Genomic DNA, 15,285 nt, shown 5'->3' with positions numbered 1-15,285 from the left:
AATGTATGTATGAGCAGAGCGCCGGGAGGCTGCCATGTCGGGCATGAGCGGCACCCTCATCTTCGTTCTGCTCGCTGCAACAAGCGCTGCCGCTCTGGCCTATGGGCTGCTTTTCAAGACGGTGGAGAGCGAGCGCAAGGTTGGGCAGCGCCTCAACGCGATCAAGCGCGCCGAGACCGACATGAATGCGCTGCGAGCCACCCGGGACAGAACCGCGGAAGTTGCTCGACGACGAAAGTCGCTTCAGGATTCGCTCAAAGAGCTTGAGGCCAAGCAGAAGAGCCGGAACCTCAAGGTCAGCAAGCCACCGATGCGGGTGCAGCTGCGGCAGGCCGGGCTCGATATTTCGATGCGCCGCTTTTACGTTTACTCGGCTTTGTGCGGCCTCGTCTGTGCGCTGCTTGTGCTGATGATCGGAGCGCCGCTTCTGGCTGTGCCGGGGGCGCTGGGTGTCGGGGCAGTCGGATTGCCTCGCTGGACGGTGAACTTCATCCGCGCAAGGCGGGTCAAGGCGTTCCTCAACGAATTCCCGAATGCCCTGGACGTCATCGTTCGCGCGGTTAAGTCGGGCCTGCCGTTGAACGATGCGGTTCGCCTTATCGCATCGGAATCGCCGGAGCCGGTCAGAAGTGAATTCCGCCGAGTGGTTGAGTCTCAACAGCTGGGTCTTTCACTACCCGAAGCGGTCTTGCGAATGCCGGAAACCATGCCGTGCCCTGAAGCAAGCTTCTTCGGCATCGTGATCCAGATTCAGAGCCAGGCCGGTGGTAATCTTTCCGAAGCGCTTAACAATCTTTCCAAGGTGTTGCGCGATCGCAAGAAAATGAAAGCCAAGATTCAGGCGCTATCGATGGAAGCGAAGGCGTCGGCCGTTATCATCGGCGCGCTGCCATTCGTCGTTGCCTTCCTCGTTTACCTGTCGAGCCCTGGCTACATCATGCCATTGTTCACTCATCCGACAGGCCACTTCATCCTCACCGTTGCGGGCGTGTGGATGTCGATCGGCATCTTCGTGATGAGGAAGATGATGAACTTCGAGGTCTAGGGCGTCATGATCAAGCTGGTTGCCTCATCCGTTACAGATCCCGCCTTCATGGTTGCTCTGGTGGTGTCCGTGGCGGTGTTTCTAACGGTCATTACGCTGCTGCCTTCATGGCGAGGTGATCCGCTGAAGGTGCGGATGAAATCGGTGGCACTCGAGCGCGACGAACTGCGTGCGCAGCAGCGCGCACGTCTTGCAGCAGAGGCGGACCGGAGGCGGCGCGGATTACGTGAAGATGCCTCACCAGCAGGCATGCGCAAGATTGTGGAACGCCTTGACCTGCGGCGCGCATTGGCGGACGAGCAGACGATTGCCAAACTGAAGGTCGCCGGTTTTCGCGGCCAAAACCCGCTGACCTATTTTCTCTTCTTCCGGCTCATACTCCCGTTTGTCGGCGTGGCCCTCGGCCTTATCTACATCTTCGTGCTCGGGGGGCTTCCCGATCAGCCGGGGCTCATGAAGCTGTTCGTCGTGATCCTGCTCGCCTATGCGGGATTTTATGCACCGAACCTCTACGTCTCGAACCGTGCGACCAAGCGAAAGCAGTCGATCCAGAAGGCATGGCCGGACGCCCTCGACCTGCTTCTCATCTGTGTGGAATCCGGCATGTCGGTTGAGGCCGCCTTTCGAAGGGTCGCCGATGAGATCGGCGCTCAGTCGGTTGAACTTGCGGAGGAGCTGGTCCTGACCAATGCGGAGCTGTCGTTCCTGCAGGAGCGACGTCAGGCCTACGATAACCTTGCTGCGCGCACCGGATTGCAGACTGTGCGCAGCGTCACCCAGGCACTGGTGCAAGCCGAGCGCTACGGAACGCCGGTTGCCCATGCGCTTCGCGTTCTGGCCGCAGAAAGCCGGGACATGAGAATGAATGAGGCGGAGAAGAAGGCCGCGGCACTGCCGCCCAAATTGACAGTGCCGATGATCCTTTTCTTTCTGCCTGTCCTGTTCGCGGTGATCCTCGGTCCGGCTGGAATTCAGGTCGCCGAACGCGGGATCTTCCCGAACTAGCTGGCAGCAGCTTCCGTCTGTTCCACAGGCTCAACAGTCTCAGCTGGCGTCATCGCCTTTGCCTCGCGTGCTGCTGCAGCCTTCGCACGGCGGCGCTCTGCCACCCGCGTCTGCACGATGCGCACGCGCTTGACCCTGCGTGGATCAGCGTCGAGGACATGGAACTCGAAGCCCGGAATCGCCTGCACGACCTCGCCACGGATCGGGACGCGGCCCAGCGTGTTGAAGATCATGCCGCCGATGGTGTCGACGTCCTCAGCATGCTCACCAGCGGCGAAGGCATCGCCGATGACCTCCGAAACCTCTTCGATCTCGGCCTTGGCATCAACAAGGAAGACACCTTCGGAGGCGCGCACGATCATTGGCTCATCGTCGTCGTGCTCGTCTTCAATGTCGCCAACAACCATTTCGACCACGTCTTCCAGCGAGACGAGGCCGTCCGTGCCGCCATATTCGTCGATCACGAGCGCCATCTGAATGCGCTCTGCCTGCATGCGCGCCATCAGATCTGATGCCAGCATGGAGGGAGGAACGAACAGAACCGGCCGGATGATGTTGGCGTCTTCCACCGTCTGCGACAGGTCGATGGAGCTCAGATCCAGCACCCCGTTGCTGCCGTTCTTGCGGGTGCGCCCACGCTTTTGCTTGGCAGTGCGGGTGATGTGGCCGACGACATCGCGGATGTGGACCATGCCACGCGGGTCATCGAGATTTTCGTGATAGACCGGCATGCGCGAGCGACCGGACTCTTCGAAAAGGGTCAGGAGGTCGCTGAGCTTGGTCGAAAGGTCGATCGCCTCGATGTCAGCGCGCGGCACCATCACATCCTCGACCCGCAATTCGCGCAGGCGCAGGATGTTGTTGAGCATCGCACGCTCAGCCGGCGAGAAGGTCGATCCGGTATCTTCGGTCGCATCTTCCGACAGGGCGTCAGCAAGATCCTCGCGCAGATTCGAACCGTTCCGCTGCCGGAACCGGGCGAACAGCCGATCAATGATGGTTGGTCTCGCGCCGGATCGCCCGGCGGGTGTACTGGGGGCTTCGCCTGATTGCTCGGCGCCCTGGTGGCTGCTGTTACCCTGCTCGGCAGGCGCAGCACTCTGTGCGTTCTCGGTCATCGCTTCCAGATCGTTGGACGATCTCAGTTACTCATATGGATCAGGAATATCAAGCCTTGCGAGGATCTGGCGTTCAAGCGCCTCCATTTCCTCGGCTTCTTCTTCGTCCTCATGGTCGTATCCGAGCAGATGCAACTGCCCATGGACTATGAGATGCGTAAGATGGTGATCGAATGTCTTTTTTTCCAGTGACGCTTCCGATTCCACCGTTTCAAAGGCGATGGCGATATCGCCCAGCATGGGTGGAAGAGGATCACCGGGAGCCGTATCGAATGCTGGAAAGGACAGCACATTGGTCGGCTTGTCCTTGCCGCGCCATTCGCGGTTAAGCACCTGAATATGCGCGTCATCTGTGAAGAGAAGGGACAATTCGCTATCCCCTTCCAGGCCAAGTTCGGCGAGGCAGGCCGTAACTGCCGTGTTCACAATTGAGTGAAGGGTGGCTTCGGGGGCCCAGCCTCCGGCCTCCACCGATATGTCGATGTCAATCAAATGTCTTCGCGTCCTCTTGGGCCTGAGCCGGCACCGTGGCGGTCATACGCCTTGACGATTTCGGCGACCAGAGGATGACGGACAACGTCAACATCATTGAAGCGAACCGTCACGATGCCCTGCACGCCTTCGAGGACCTGAAGGGCTTCGACCAGCCCGGAGCGCGTATTCGGTGGCAGGTCGATCTGCGACGGATCGCCCGTGACGATCATGCGCCCACCTTCGCCGAGACGCGTCAGAAACATCTTCATCTGCATCGCGGTGGTGTTCTGTGCTTCATCGAGGATCACCGCTGCATTGCGCAGTGTGCGTCCGCGCATGAAGGCGAGCGGAGCGATCTCGATCACCTCTGCGGCAATCGCCCGCTCAACCTTGTCAGCGGGGATCATGTCGTAGAGCGCGTCGTAGAGGGGACGAAGATAAGGGTCGACCTTTTCCTTCATGTCGCCCGGCAGGAAGCCGAGCCGCTCGCCTGCCTCGACAGCAGGACGCGACAGGATGATGCGCTCGACCAGTCCCCGCTCCAGAAGCATCGCTGCATGGGCGACCGCGAGGTAGGTCTTGCCTGTGCCTGCGGGGCCAACCCCGAAAACAAGCTCAGAGCGTTCCAGCGCCCGCATATAGGCGTCCTGGTTGGCCGAGCGCGCGTAGATAGTCCGCTTGCGCGTGGAGATCTGCGCTGCGTTCATCTTGCCCTTCCGTTCGAGGGTTGGAAGTGTCAGCTGGTCTTCAGTGGCAACTGCGATCCGCACCGCGCCATCAACGTCTGATGGGGAGAGGTCCGCGCCTTTCTGCAAAAGCTCATAAAGGTAGTCGAGCGCGCGGCGCGCCTGCTCCGCAGCTGTCTGCTCGCCCTTGATGGTGAGCAGGTTGCCCTTGGAGCTGATCTCGATCCCTAGTTTTTGTTCCAACCGGGCCAGGTTCTCGTCGAACTGCCCAAAAAGGGCACTCGCAAGCCTGTTGTTGTCAAAGGTCAGAACGATGTGCGCCATGTCGGATGCCCCGGCGGGCAGTGCTTTAAGGTCGGTGGCGGCGCTCAAATAACATCTCTCCTAGGATGTGCCTCAAGCCGGCTCGGCGTAGAGGCTGTTGGGACCCGCACTCATGATTCTTACTTTGATAATGTCACCTATCTGCGCGACATTTTCATCAATAATAACTGGCTGCAGCCAAGGAGAGCGTCCGACGATCTGGCCCGGCTTGCGCCCCGGCTTCTCGATCAGCGCATTCATTTCCATCCCGATGCGGGACGCTGTGAAGGCGTGCTGCTGCTGCATGAGTAGCGCCTGCAATTGCTGCAGCCTTTCATCCTTGACGTGCTCTTCCACCTGAAACTTCATATCCGCTCCGGGTGTTCCCGGACGCTGCGAATATTTGAAGGAGAAGGCCTGGGCGTAATTGACCTCACGGATCAGGCGCATCGTCGCTTCAAAGTCTTCATCGGTCTCACCCGGGAAGCCGACAATGAAGTCGCCGGACATCGCAATGTCGAGGCGCGCCTCGCGGATTCGTTCGATGAGACGCAGATATTCGTCCGCTGTGTGCTTGCGGTTCATCGCCTTGAGGATACGGTCCGAGCCGGACTGCACCGGCAGGTGCAGGTATGGCATCAAGGATGCCAGATCGCGGTGGGCTGCGATCAGATCCACGTCCATGTCGCGCGGATGGCTGGTGGTATAGCGCAGACGTGCAAGGCCCGGAACTTCAGCGAGCCGGTAGAGAAGCTGGGCAAGACCCCACTCCTTGCCGTCCGGACCCTCGCCATGCCAGGCATTGACGTTCTGCCCTAGCAGCGTGATTTCGCGCACGCCAGCTTCCGTCAGACGCTCGGCCTCGGCCACGATCTGTGACACCGGGCGCGAGACTTCGGAGCCGCGCGTGTAAGGCACGACGCAGAAGGTGCAAAACTTGTCGCAGCCTTCCTGAACGGTCAGAAAGGCGGTGACGCCTCGACTGCGAACCGCTGCCTTTTCAAGCTTGGGCAAATGCTCAAACTTGTCTTCGATAGCGTATTCGGTCTCGACGATCTTTTCGCCCGCGCGAGCCTTCTTCACGACCTGAGGCAGGCGGTGGTAGGTCTGCGGACCAACGACCAGATCAACGACCGGCGAGCGGCGAAGGATCTCGTTGCCTTCAGCCTGGGCCACGCAACCCGTCACGCCGACCAGCATCTCGCGACCGTTGCTGGCGCGCTCGGCCTTGAGCTTATTCAGTCGACCAAGTTCGGAATAGACCTTTTCCGCGGCCCGCTCACGAATGTGGCAGGTGTTGAAAAGGATCAGGTCGGCATCTTCGATTGCCTCGGTCTGCGCATAGCCATCCGTAGTCAGCGCATCGGTCATGCGCTGCGAGTCGTAGACGTTCATCTGGCAGCCATAGGTCTTGATGAAGACCTTCTTGGTCGGCGCAGGACGTGACGTCTCGCCGGTTTCTTCGCTGCGGGTGATCGTATTGTTCAGTTCCATGGCGCGTCTCTAACGCTTTTTCGTCGCAAATGACAGATGCTTTGAACCAGCGCTTCCGCTAAAGCGGATGCATGTCTCGTTCTGCTAAGTCTTCATCCAGTCTGTTCCTCGGCATCGATACCGGCGGCACCTACACAGATGCGGTGCTGTGGGATGAAGCCGCCGGACCAAAGGGCGCCGTTCTCGCCAAAGCCAAGTCGCTGACAACGCGGCATGACCTTGCTGAAGGCATCGCCGGCGCGGTTGACCGTGTTCTGCGGCACGCAGATGTTGCCGGCTCTGATATCCGCCTCGTTTCCATGTCGACGACGCTTGCGACCAATGCGCTGGTTGAAGGGCAGGGCGGGCGCGTCGCGCTTGTAATGATCGGCTTTGGAGAAGACGACCTTGATCGCGCAGGGCTTCGCTCGGCGCTAGGTTCCGACCCTGTGATTTTTATTCCGGGCGGCCATGACGTGCATGGCAACGCCCAGCCGCTGGATGTGGCGCCGCTTGAGGCCGCGTTGCCAGAACTGGCCAGGAGCGTGACCGGCTTTGCTGTATGTGCGTATTTCGCCGTCCGCAATCCCGAGCATGAGGTGGCCGTATCCGACCTCATTCGTGAGCGGACCGAACTTCCGGTAACGGCAAGCCATGAGCTCTCGGCCAAGCTTGGCGGTCCCCGACGCGCGCTGACGACGCTGCTCAATGCGCGCCTGATTTCAATGATCGACCGGCTGATCGCAGCAACCGAAGGCTTTCTCGCCGCGCGCGGCATTACTGCGCCGCTAATGGTCGTCAGGGGCGACGGCGCACTGGTGTCGGCAGCCTTCGCGCGCCGCCGCCCGATCGAGACGATCTTGTCCGGCCCGGCAGCAAGTCTTGTGGGTGCGCGTCACCTCACCGGGCTCGACGATGCGCTGGTTTCGGACATTGGCGGGACGACAACGGATGTGGCGATCCTCCATCACGGCAGGCCAAGGCTAGACCCTGAAGGGGCAAGTGTGGGCGGATTCCGCACCATGGTGGAGGCAGTGGCGATGCACACGTTCGGCCTTGGGGGAGATTCGGAAGTTTTGCTGGAAGAAGGCGGACTGCGCCCACGCATCCTGCTGGGCCCCCGGCGTCTCGTGCCGCTCGCGCTCGCTGCCACGCGACATCCAAAAATCGTTGAGTTGCTGGAGCGGCAGCTGCGGGGAACAATCCCCGGACGTCTTGATGGCCGTTTCGCGTTTCGAACCGGCATACCGGAGCAGCACGCAGCGGGCCTGACCTCGGCAGAGGAACGGCTCTATAAGGCTGTAACCGATATGGCGCAGCCGCTGGAAGGGCTTGTTTCATCAACCTCTCAGGTGGCGACGCTGAACCGGCTCGTGGCGAGGGGGCTTGTGCACATTGCCGGCTTCACGCCCTCTGATGCCGCGCATGTCCTTGGAAAGCAGGACAATTGGAGTGCCGAGGCGGCTCGTCTTGGAGCGGCGCTGTTTGCGCGGCGCAAGGATGGCAGGGGCGAATTCATCGCTCAAAGCCCGGAGGAAATGTCGGAACAGGTTCTGGCCGCGCTGACGCGCCGGTCAGCAGAGGTGATCTTGCAGACCGCCTGGTCGGAAGACGGTTTTGACGGCGGGGAGACCGTTCGCCATCCGCTCGTTCAGCGGGCGCTGGATCGCCAGCCAGGATTTGCGCTGATGTCGATCGCGCTCGACAGGAAGGTTATCGGGCTGGGCGCTTCGGCGCGCCTGCACTACGAAAAGCTGTCGCCGCTGGTCGGAAGCGAATGCGTCGTTCCGGAAGACACGGATGTGGCGAACGCACTGGGTGCCGTGGTGGGGCAGGTGCGGGTGTCGGCGGAAGTTCAGGTGAGCCAGCCTGAGCCGGGCATCTTCCGCGTATCTTCCGCGGTGGGGCTTGTCGATTTCCCCGACGAGGATGCAGCGCTCGCCGAAGCGGTGCGGCTTGCAGGGGAAGCCGTTTCGGTTCGCGCCGCAGAGGCGGGCGCAGAAGACGCGCAAGTTTCACTCGACCACGACATTCGCGCCGCGACCGTCGAAGGCCAGCGCACCTTTATCGAGGCGATCATTACGGCCTCGGCATCGGGCAGGCCGCGTATCGCGGCCTGACCCGTTGTTGGACGCCTGATGCGGATCAGGCGATGGCTTCGCCGCGATGATGCGGCTGTGCCTTTTCCGTACCTTCATGCGCGAGCGGCCACGCGGTCGGATCGATATCAAGATCCGCGAACTTGCTCGGATGGAAGACTGGCTTGTCGATGCCGGACCGTAGCTGGTCGCGGTAATCGTTGAGCACGCGCAGCGCGATCGGGAACAGCATCATGATCGCGATGAGGTTGACGACGGCGAGCAGGCCCATCAGCGGATCGGAGAAGAAGAACACCGCCGTTGCACCCGGAGCAATCGCGCCGAGGAAGGTCATCGCCACGACTGCAATGCGCAGAACATGGATAGCCATCGGATGCGTTGTCATCACCGACAGCGCCGTCTCGCCGAGATAGTAGTTGTAGATGATCGTCGAGAACGAGAAGAGCAGGATCATCAGCGTCAGGTAGTAGAGCGCCCAATCGCCGAACTGGCTCGCCAGAGACTGCTGCGTCAGCACGATGCCGTCGACGCCCTCTGCACCCGGCTGGTAGACCGGCGACAGGAGCACGATGAAGGCGGTGCAGGTGCAGATGATCATCGTGTCGATAAAGACCGAGAATGACTGCGTGATGCCCTGACTCATTGGGTGACGCACGAGCGCTGTAGCTGCAACGTTCGGAGCCGAGCCCAGGCCTGCCTCATTCGAGAACAGACCGCGACGCAGACCCTGCGCCAGAGCCGCACCAACGCCGCCACCGACAGCTTCCTCGATGCCAAACGCGTTGGCGACGATGCTGTAGAGAACGCCCGGCACGTCGGCGATGTTGACGATGATCGTGATCAGCGCCAGCGCGATATAGCCGAAGGCCATGACCGGGATGATCACGTCAGATGCCTTGGCGATACGCTTGATGCCGCCATAGACGATGAAGGCGGTGAGGATCGCCAGAAGAATGCCCGGATAGACACGATCGATGCCAAGGCTCTCGTTGACTGCGCCGGCAAAGGTGTTGCCCTGGAACGCATTGAAGCCGAAGGCAAACGCGGCCATCAGGCAGATCGCGTAGACGACTGCCAGCCAGCGATAGCGCGGGCCGATGCCGTGGATGATGTAGGAAGCCGGGCCACCACGATAGGTGCCGTCGCCGACGCTGCGCTTGTAGAGCTGAGCGAGCGTACACTCGACAAGGCTGGTCGCCATGCCGACAAGCGCGATCGCCCACATCCAGAACACTGCGCCGGGGCCGCCGAGCGTGATCGCGACGGCAACGCCTGCAATGTTGCCACCGCCAACACGACCGCCGACCGAGACCAGCAGCGCCTGACGTGCGCTCACCGCATTCGGATCAGCACCGTCATCGTTGCCACGCAGGACGCGGAACATGCGGCCGAAGTATTCGATCTGCACGAAACCGCTGAGCAGCGTGAAGAATGCGCCGAACACGACGAGAAGCGGGATCAACGCCCAGCCCCAGGTCAAACTATCAATCAGGGAAAAGAAACCGGTGAGCCATTCCATCTTGTGTCCCTCTCCAGGGCTTGAGACTGTACTGCTCGGTTCCCGTGACTCCCCCCAAGCCTGCCCCCACCACGACAGCCGATCCGGGCAGTATTCGTCCAAATCGTGTCGGGGTGCAACCAGCCGTAGCATTTATGCGCGAACACGCTCCGTTGAAGATAGTCTTTCAACGTTGGCGCGAATTGACCCGGCGCGGCGGGCATGGTGAAAGGCTTACGCAATTCACATGTACTGGAGGTATTCATGTTGGACCGCGTCAATGCACACGGCCTTGAAATCGCAGCGGAGCTCTACCGCTTTGTTGCAGACGAGGCGCTCCCCGGGACCGGAGTAGACGCGGAGGCGTTCTGGGCAGGCTTTGGCGCGATTGCCAACGAACTCGCCCCGAAGAACCGCGCGCTGCTTGCCAAGCGCGATGATCTGCAGGCCAAGATCGACGAATGGCACCGCGCGAACGGGGCGCCATCCGACATGGCGATTTACGAGCAGTTCCTGCGCGACATCGGCTATCTCGTTCCGGAAGGCGACGCCTTCAGCGTGTCTACCGACAATGTCGATCCGGAAATCGCTACCATTGCAGGGCCGCAGCTCGTCGTGCCGGTGATGAATGCACGCTACGCGCTGAACGCTGCCAATGCGCGGTGGGGCTCGCTCTACGACGCGCTTTACGGCACCGACGCCATTTCGGAAGAGGGCGGCGCTGAAAAGAGCAAGGGCTACAATCCGATTCGCGGCGACAAGGTCATCGCCTGGGCCCGCAATTTCCTCAATGAAAGTGCGCCGATCGATGGCGCAAGCTGGACTGATGTCAAATCGTTCGTCATCGCTGAAGGCCGCCTTGTCATCACGCTGGAGAATGGCCAGGTTGCAGGTCTCGTCGACGGTGCGCAGCTTGCCGGCTATCTCGGCGATGCAGCAGCTCCGTCCTCGATCCTTCTGAAGAAGAACGGCCTGCACCTCGAAATCGTCATCAATGGTGAAAGCCCGATCGGCAAGACCGACAAGGCTGCGATTGCCGACGTGATCGTGGAATCGGCCCTGACAACCATTCAGGACTGCGAAGATTCGGTTGCTGCCGTCGACGCCGAAGACAAGGTTGCCGTCTATCGCAACTGGCTCGGCCTGATGAATGGCAAGCTCGCTGAAGAGATCGAGAAGGGCGGCAAGACCTTCACCCGCCGCCTCAATCCGGACCGCGAATATGTCGCTGCGGACGGCTCGAAGCTTGTCCTGCCGGGTCGCTCGCTGATGCTGGTTCGCAATGTCGGCCACCTGATGACCAACCCCGCGATCCTCTTGGCAGATGGGTCGGAAATTCCGGAAGGCATCATGGATGCCGCGATCACCGCGCTGATCGCGTTGCATGACGTTGGTTCGAATGGACGCCGCGCCAACAGTCGCGCAGGCTCGATGTATGTCGTCAAGCCGAAGATGCACGGCCCGGAAGAAGTCGCCTTCGCGGTCGACCTCTTCACCCGCGTTGAAAAGTTGGTCGGCATGCAGCCGAACACGATGAAGATGGGCATCATGGACGAGGAGCGCCGCACGACGGTGAACCTCAAGGAGTGCATTCGCGCTGCCAGGGAACGCGTCGTCTTCATCAATACCGGCTTCCTTGATCGCACCGGCGACGAGATGCACACCTCGATGGAAGCAGGCCCGATGATCCGCAAGGGCGACATGAAGCAGGCATCGTGGATCGGTGCTTACGAGCAGTGGAACGTCGATATCGGTCTCGAATGCGGTCTTTCGGGCCATGCCCAGATCGGCAAAGGCATGTGGGCCATGCCGGACCTGATGGCAGACATGCTCGAGCAGAAGATCGGGCATCCGAAGGCTGGCGCAAACACCGCATGGGTTCCCTCGCCGACCGCAGCAACCCTTCACGCGACCCACTACCACAAGGTTGATGTGCAGGCTGTACAGGCCGAACTGAAGAGCCGTTCGCGCGCCAAACTCTCCGACATCCTGTCGGTGCCGGTCGCGCCGCGTCCGAACTGGACCCCGGAAGAGATCCAGCACGAGCTCGACAACAATGCGCAGGGTATCCTGGGTTACGTCGTGCGATGGATCGACCAGGGTGTCGGCTGCTCCAAGGTGCCGGACATCAACGATGTCGGCCTGATGGAAGACCGCGCAACGCTGCGTATTTCGGCGCAGCACATGGCGAACTGGCTGCATCACGGTGTCGTTTCGCGCGATCAGGTGATGGAGACCATGAAACGCATGGCAAGCGTCGTTGACCGTCAGAACGAGAGCGATCCGTTCTATCGTCCGATGGCGCCGAACTTCGAAGATTCGATTGCGTTCCTTGCGGCATGCGACCTCGTCTTCAAGGGTCGCGAACAGCCGTCGGGCTACACCGAGCCGGTGCTGCATGCACGCCGCCTCGAGCTGAAGGCCAAGGATCGCGCGGCCTGATTGAAAAGAGGAAAGCCCCATGTTCCCGCAGGAAATCATTCGCAAGAAGCGTGATGGCGGGAATTTGAACCGGGAAGAGATCGCCGCCTTTGTCGACGGTCTCGTTTCGGGAGGCTTTTCGGAAGGCCAGGTGGCGGCATTCGCCATGGCGGTCTTCTTCAACGGCCTGGCAAGGGACGAGGCGGTTGCGCTGACCCTCGCCATGCGGGATTCCGGCACCGTCCTCGATTGGACGGACCTGCCGGGGCCGGTGACTGACAAGCATTCCACGGGAGGCGTTGGCGACAACGTTTCCCTTTTGCTTGCGCCGCTGGTTGCCGCCTGCGGCGCCTATGTGCCGATGATCTCGGGCCGTGGCCTTGGCCATACCGGCGGCACGCTCGACAAGATGGACGCGATCCCCGGCTATACGAGCGCGCCGGACAATCTTCGGTTTCGCAAGGTGGTGCGCGAGGTCGGCTGCGCTATCATCGGCCAGACCGAAAACCTCGCCCCCGCCGACAAACGCCTCTATGCCATCCGCGACGTGACCGCGACGGTGGAATCAGTTCCGCTCATCACCGGCTCGATCCTGTCAAAGAAGCTTGCCGCGGGCCTGAAATCGCTGGTGCTGGACGTCAAGGCCGGCAACGGCTCGTTCATGGCAACGACCAAGCACGCCGCGACGCTGGCGCAAAGCCTCGTCGAGGTCGCCAACGGCGCTGGGTTGCCGACGACAGCGCTGATCACCGACATGAACCAGCCGCTCGCCAGCGCTGCGGGTAACGCGCTCGAAGTCGTCAACGCGGTGGAAGTGCTGACCGGCAAACGCCGGGACACGCGCCTGATCGAAGTGACGATCGCGCTGGCTTCGGAAATGCTTCTCGCCGCCGGCATTGCGTCAACATTTGCACAGGCGGAGCGAACGGCCACTGCGGCGCTCGAAAGCGGCCGTGCCGCTGAGACCTTCGCACACATGATCGCTGCACTCGGCGGCCCAACCGACTTTCTCGCGCGTTACCAGAGCTATCTCCCAATTGCGCCGGTGATCCGTGAAGTTAAGGCGGTTAGGTCTGGCTTTGTCACCAGCATCCAATCCCGCGACATCGGATTGGCGGGTGTGGGGCTCGGCGGTGGGCGAACCAAGCCCGAGCAGAAGATCGACCACGCGGTGGGTTTTTCGGAACTTCTGCCGATTGGCGCAGAGGTGCGTGTCGGGGATCGATTGGCGCTGGTGCATGCGCGCAGTGAGGATGGTGCTGAGGTGGCAGAGCGCGCGGTGCTGGACGCGTACGGGATTGGTGAGGCGCGGCCTCGGACGCCGAAGGTGATCTTGCGTAGGGTGACAGCGGTGTAGCGCCAAGCCGCCCCCTTCATCGCTTCGCGACACTTCCCCCACAGGCGGGGGAAGATCCCGGAGAGGCTGTGCGCGACGCTCTCATCCTCAATTATAGGGGATATCCCGAAGATCGTAGTACGCGACGTTCGGATCCTCCCCCGTTTACGGGGGAGGGGGACCACCGGAGGTGGTGGAGGGGGCAGCTACTTAGCCCAACCTCGCCGCAATCATCTCAGCCAACCTTGTCGCCGTTTCGTCCTTTGACAGTTCCGGCCAGTCCTCGACGCCTTCGCGCGTCACGATGCGTACGGCGTTGCGGTCGCCGCCCATGACGCCGCTGGGGTTGATGCCGCTGTCGTGGGAGACGTCGTTGGCGACGATGAGGTCGGCACCCTTCTTGTCGAGTTTCTTGCGCGCGTTTTCGACGACGTTTTGCGTCTCAGCAGCAAAACCGACGACGACTTTTGGCCGCTTCGCGTGGTGGCCGATGGTGGCGAGGATGTCGGGGTTTTCGACCATCTGCAGCGCCGGCGCGCCTTGGCCGGGCTCCTTCTTGATCTTCTGACCGCTCTCGCCCTCGGTGCGCCAGTCGGCTACAGCGGCAACGAAAACGCCGGCATCTGCCGGAAGCGAAGCTTCGACCGCAGCGAGCATCTGCCGCGCTGTCTCGACGCGCGTGACCATCACGCCGGCTGGATCGGCGATGGTCACCGGACCCGAGATGAGACGCACCGCTGCGCCAAGCTTGGCAAGGGCTGCTGCAATCGCGTGGCCCTGCTTGCCGGACGAGCGGTTGGCGATGTAGCGCACGGGGTCGATCGGTTCGTGGGTCGGGCCGGAGGTGACGATGATGGTCTTGCCGGCAAGCGGCTTTCGTGCGGTGTCGAGCAAGGCTCCGACGGCTGCCACGATCTCCAGCGGTTCGGCCATGCGGCCTTCGCCGGCTTCGCCGCTTTCCGCCATTTCTCCACGACCGGGGCCGACGAAATGAATGCCGTCGCTGGTGAGTGTTGCGCGGTTGCGGCGCGTGGCGGCGTGGTTCCACATCGCAGGATTCATCGCCGGCGCGATCAGAACCGGCTTGTTCGTTGCCATCAGCACAGTCGAGGCAAGATCATCGGCATGGCCATTGGCCATCTTGGCCATCAGATCCGCCGTCGCCGGTGCGACGACCACGAGGTCAGCCTCGCGTGACAGGCGGATATGGCCGACATCGTGCTCGTCCTGCCGGTCGAAAAGTTCGGTGAAGACATGGTCAGCCGAGAGCGCACCGATCGACAGAGGCGTGACAAATTCCTGCGCGCCCTTCGTCATGACGCAGCGGACCTTTGCCCCGCGCTCGCGCAAGCGCCGGATGAGGTCCAAGCACTTGTAGGCAGCAATGCCGCCGCCGATGATGAGCAAAATGCGTTTTCCAGAAAGGCTCATGGCCGCCCCAATGCGGGTTTGATGTCGGTGTGGACGAAATCATCGCCCTTGAAAAGCAGCGGCAGGTTACGCGATTTCGCCCAAGCATAGGCAAAGCAATCGCCCATGTTGAGGTTAGCCGCGTGACCCGACCCTCGGCCATAGGCGGTGTAAGCGTCTCGGGCAACGGTAAGTTGATCAATGCCGAAGGGGACAAGCTCCGGTTCGATCAATGACAGCAACGTATTGGTCTGTTCTGTGCCATGCGTGAGGTTGCCGCGGTTCACGACGCAATAGAGTTCGTGAAGCGTCGCAACACTGATGACCGGGTTCAGATGCTCGTCCAGATGGTGCCGAAACAGTTCGGAATCGCTCTCGTCGAGCAAGATTGCCATGACCGCTGACGTGTCGATCACG

Annotated in this window: 12 protein-coding genes; 5 read left to right on the top strand and 7 right to left on the bottom strand. The window is 61.3% G+C overall.

The genetic code is table 11. The annotated features are described in order from the left end of the window. The first annotated feature begins 34 nt into the window (after positions 1-34). Both IOD40_RS09610 and IOD40_RS09605 read left to right on the top strand, forming a co-directional pair. The gene (locus IOD40_RS09610; RefSeq protein ID WP_198476325.1) at positions 35-1,045 is read left to right on the top strand and encodes a type II secretion system F family protein; all 1,011 of its coding nucleotides are present in this window, start codon (positions 35-37) and stop codon (positions 1,043-1,045) included. Positions 1,046-1,051: 6 nt separating this feature from the next. Further along, a complete protein-coding gene (locus tag IOD40_RS09605; RefSeq protein ID WP_198476324.1) occupies positions 1,052-2,050 on the top strand; it encodes a type II secretion system F family protein in 999 nt (332 codons plus the stop codon). On the opposite strand, the gene IOD40_RS09600 is transcribed toward IOD40_RS09605, so the two are convergent. From IOD40_RS09600 to miaB, 4 genes are all read right to left on the bottom strand, one after another. Further along, positions 2,047-3,168, bottom strand: a complete 1,122-nt coding sequence (locus IOD40_RS09600) for a hemolysin family protein (RefSeq protein WP_198476323.1) — start codon at positions 3,166-3,168, stop codon at positions 2,047-2,049. The genes IOD40_RS09605 and IOD40_RS09600 overlap by 4 nt on opposite strands. A gap of 27 nt (positions 3,169-3,195) precedes the next feature. Next, positions 3,196-3,660 carry an rRNA maturation RNase YbeY gene (gene ybeY, locus IOD40_RS09595; protein ID WP_198476322.1) on the bottom strand — a complete coding sequence of 155 codons (465 nt, stop codon included), beginning with the start codon at positions 3,658-3,660 and terminating at the stop codon, positions 3,196-3,198. Next, positions 3,657-4,652, bottom strand: a complete 996-nt coding sequence (locus tag IOD40_RS09590; RefSeq protein WP_198476417.1) for a PhoH family protein — start codon at positions 4,650-4,652, stop codon at positions 3,657-3,659. The genes ybeY and IOD40_RS09590 overlap by 4 nt, the downstream gene beginning before the upstream one ends. A gap of 72 nt (positions 4,653-4,724) precedes the next feature. After that, a complete protein-coding gene (miaB, locus tag IOD40_RS09585; protein WP_198476321.1) occupies positions 4,725-6,125 on the bottom strand; it encodes a tRNA (N6-isopentenyl adenosine(37)-C2)-methylthiotransferase MiaB in 1,401 nt (466 codons plus the stop codon). Positions 6,126-6,196: 71 nt separating this feature from the next. Here miaB and IOD40_RS09580 point away from each other — a divergent pair, with 71 nt between their 5' ends. Next, positions 6,197-8,224, top strand: a complete 2,028-nt coding sequence (locus IOD40_RS09580; protein WP_198476320.1) for a hydantoinase/oxoprolinase N-terminal domain-containing protein — start codon at positions 6,197-6,199, stop codon at positions 8,222-8,224. 25 nt (positions 8,225-8,249) lie between these two features. Here the strand turns inward: IOD40_RS09580 and IOD40_RS09575 are convergent, their stop codons facing one another. Further along, positions 8,250-9,722, bottom strand: a complete 1,473-nt coding sequence (locus IOD40_RS09575) for an alanine/glycine:cation symporter family protein (RefSeq protein ID WP_198476319.1) — start codon at positions 9,720-9,722, stop codon at positions 8,250-8,252. A 243-nt stretch (positions 9,723-9,965) separates the two neighbouring features. Between IOD40_RS09575 and IOD40_RS09570 the strand changes: the two genes are divergently transcribed. Together IOD40_RS09570 and deoA are read left to right on the top strand one after the other, a co-directional pair. Beyond that, entirely contained in the window at positions 9,966-12,143 is a 2,178-nt protein-coding gene (locus tag IOD40_RS09570; protein ID WP_198476318.1) for a malate synthase G, read from the top strand. A gap of 19 nt (positions 12,144-12,162) precedes the next feature. Then, positions 12,163-13,479, top strand: a complete 1,317-nt coding sequence (gene deoA, locus IOD40_RS09565) for a thymidine phosphorylase (RefSeq protein WP_198476317.1) — start codon at positions 12,163-12,165, stop codon at positions 13,477-13,479. Positions 13,480-13,668: 189 nt separating this feature from the next. On the opposite strand, the gene coaBC is transcribed toward deoA, so the two are convergent. Then, on the bottom strand, positions 13,669-14,889 hold the full coding sequence (coaBC, locus tag IOD40_RS09560; protein WP_198476316.1) for a bifunctional phosphopantothenoylcysteine decarboxylase/phosphopantothenate--cysteine ligase CoaBC: 1,221 nt from the start codon (positions 14,887-14,889) through the stop codon (positions 13,669-13,671). Next, positions 14,886-15,284 (bottom strand): type II toxin-antitoxin system VapC family toxin, encoded by a 399-nt coding sequence (locus IOD40_RS09555; protein ID WP_325099704.1) that lies wholly within the window; start codon positions 15,282-15,284, stop codon positions 14,886-14,888. Before IOD40_RS09555 ends, coaBC begins: the two co-directional genes overlap by 4 nt. Position 15,285 lies beyond the last annotated feature (1 nt).

This window comes from Aquamicrobium zhengzhouense (genome assembly GCF_016124105.1).
Classification (GTDB): domain Bacteria; phylum Pseudomonadota; class Alphaproteobacteria; order Rhizobiales; family Rhizobiaceae; genus Aerobium; species Aerobium zhengzhouense.
Note: the sequence above shows the minus strand (reverse complement) of the source record. Positions and strands in the feature narration are given on the sequence as shown.

What these genes read in the sequence shown, in the direction of transcription:
- IOD40_RS09605 (WP_198476324.1), top strand. Translation starts at nt 1,052, where the DNA reads ATGATCAAGCTGGTTGCCTCATCCGTTACAGATCCCGCCTTCATGGTT.
- coaBC (WP_198476316.1), bottom strand. Translation starts at nt 14,889, where the DNA reads ATGAGCCTTTCTGGAAAACGCATTTTGCTCATCATCGGCGGCGGCATT.
- IOD40_RS09590 (WP_198476417.1), bottom strand. Translation starts at nt 4,652, where the DNA reads ATGGCGCACATCGTTCTGACCTTTGACAACAACAGGCTTGCGAGTGCC.
- IOD40_RS09570 (WP_198476318.1), top strand. Translation starts at nt 9,966, where the DNA reads ATGTTGGACCGCGTCAATGCACACGGCCTTGAAATCGCAGCGGAGCTC.
- IOD40_RS09600 (WP_198476323.1), bottom strand. Translation starts at nt 3,168, where the DNA reads ATGACCGAGAACGCACAGAGTGCTGCGCCTGCCGAGCAGGGTAACAGC.
- IOD40_RS09575 (WP_198476319.1), bottom strand. Translation starts at nt 9,722, where the DNA reads ATGGAATGGCTCACCGGTTTCTTTTCCCTGATTGATAGTTTGACCTGG.
- miaB (WP_198476321.1), bottom strand. Translation starts at nt 6,125, where the DNA reads ATGGAACTGAACAATACGATCACCCGCAGCGAAGAAACCGGCGAGACG.
- IOD40_RS09580 (WP_198476320.1), top strand. Translation starts at nt 6,197, where the DNA reads ATGTCTCGTTCTGCTAAGTCTTCATCCAGTCTGTTCCTCGGCATCGAT.
- deoA (WP_198476317.1), top strand. Translation starts at nt 12,163, where the DNA reads ATGTTCCCGCAGGAAATCATTCGCAAGAAGCGTGATGGCGGGAATTTG.
- IOD40_RS09610 (WP_198476325.1), top strand. Translation starts at nt 35, where the DNA reads ATGTCGGGCATGAGCGGCACCCTCATCTTCGTTCTGCTCGCTGCAACA.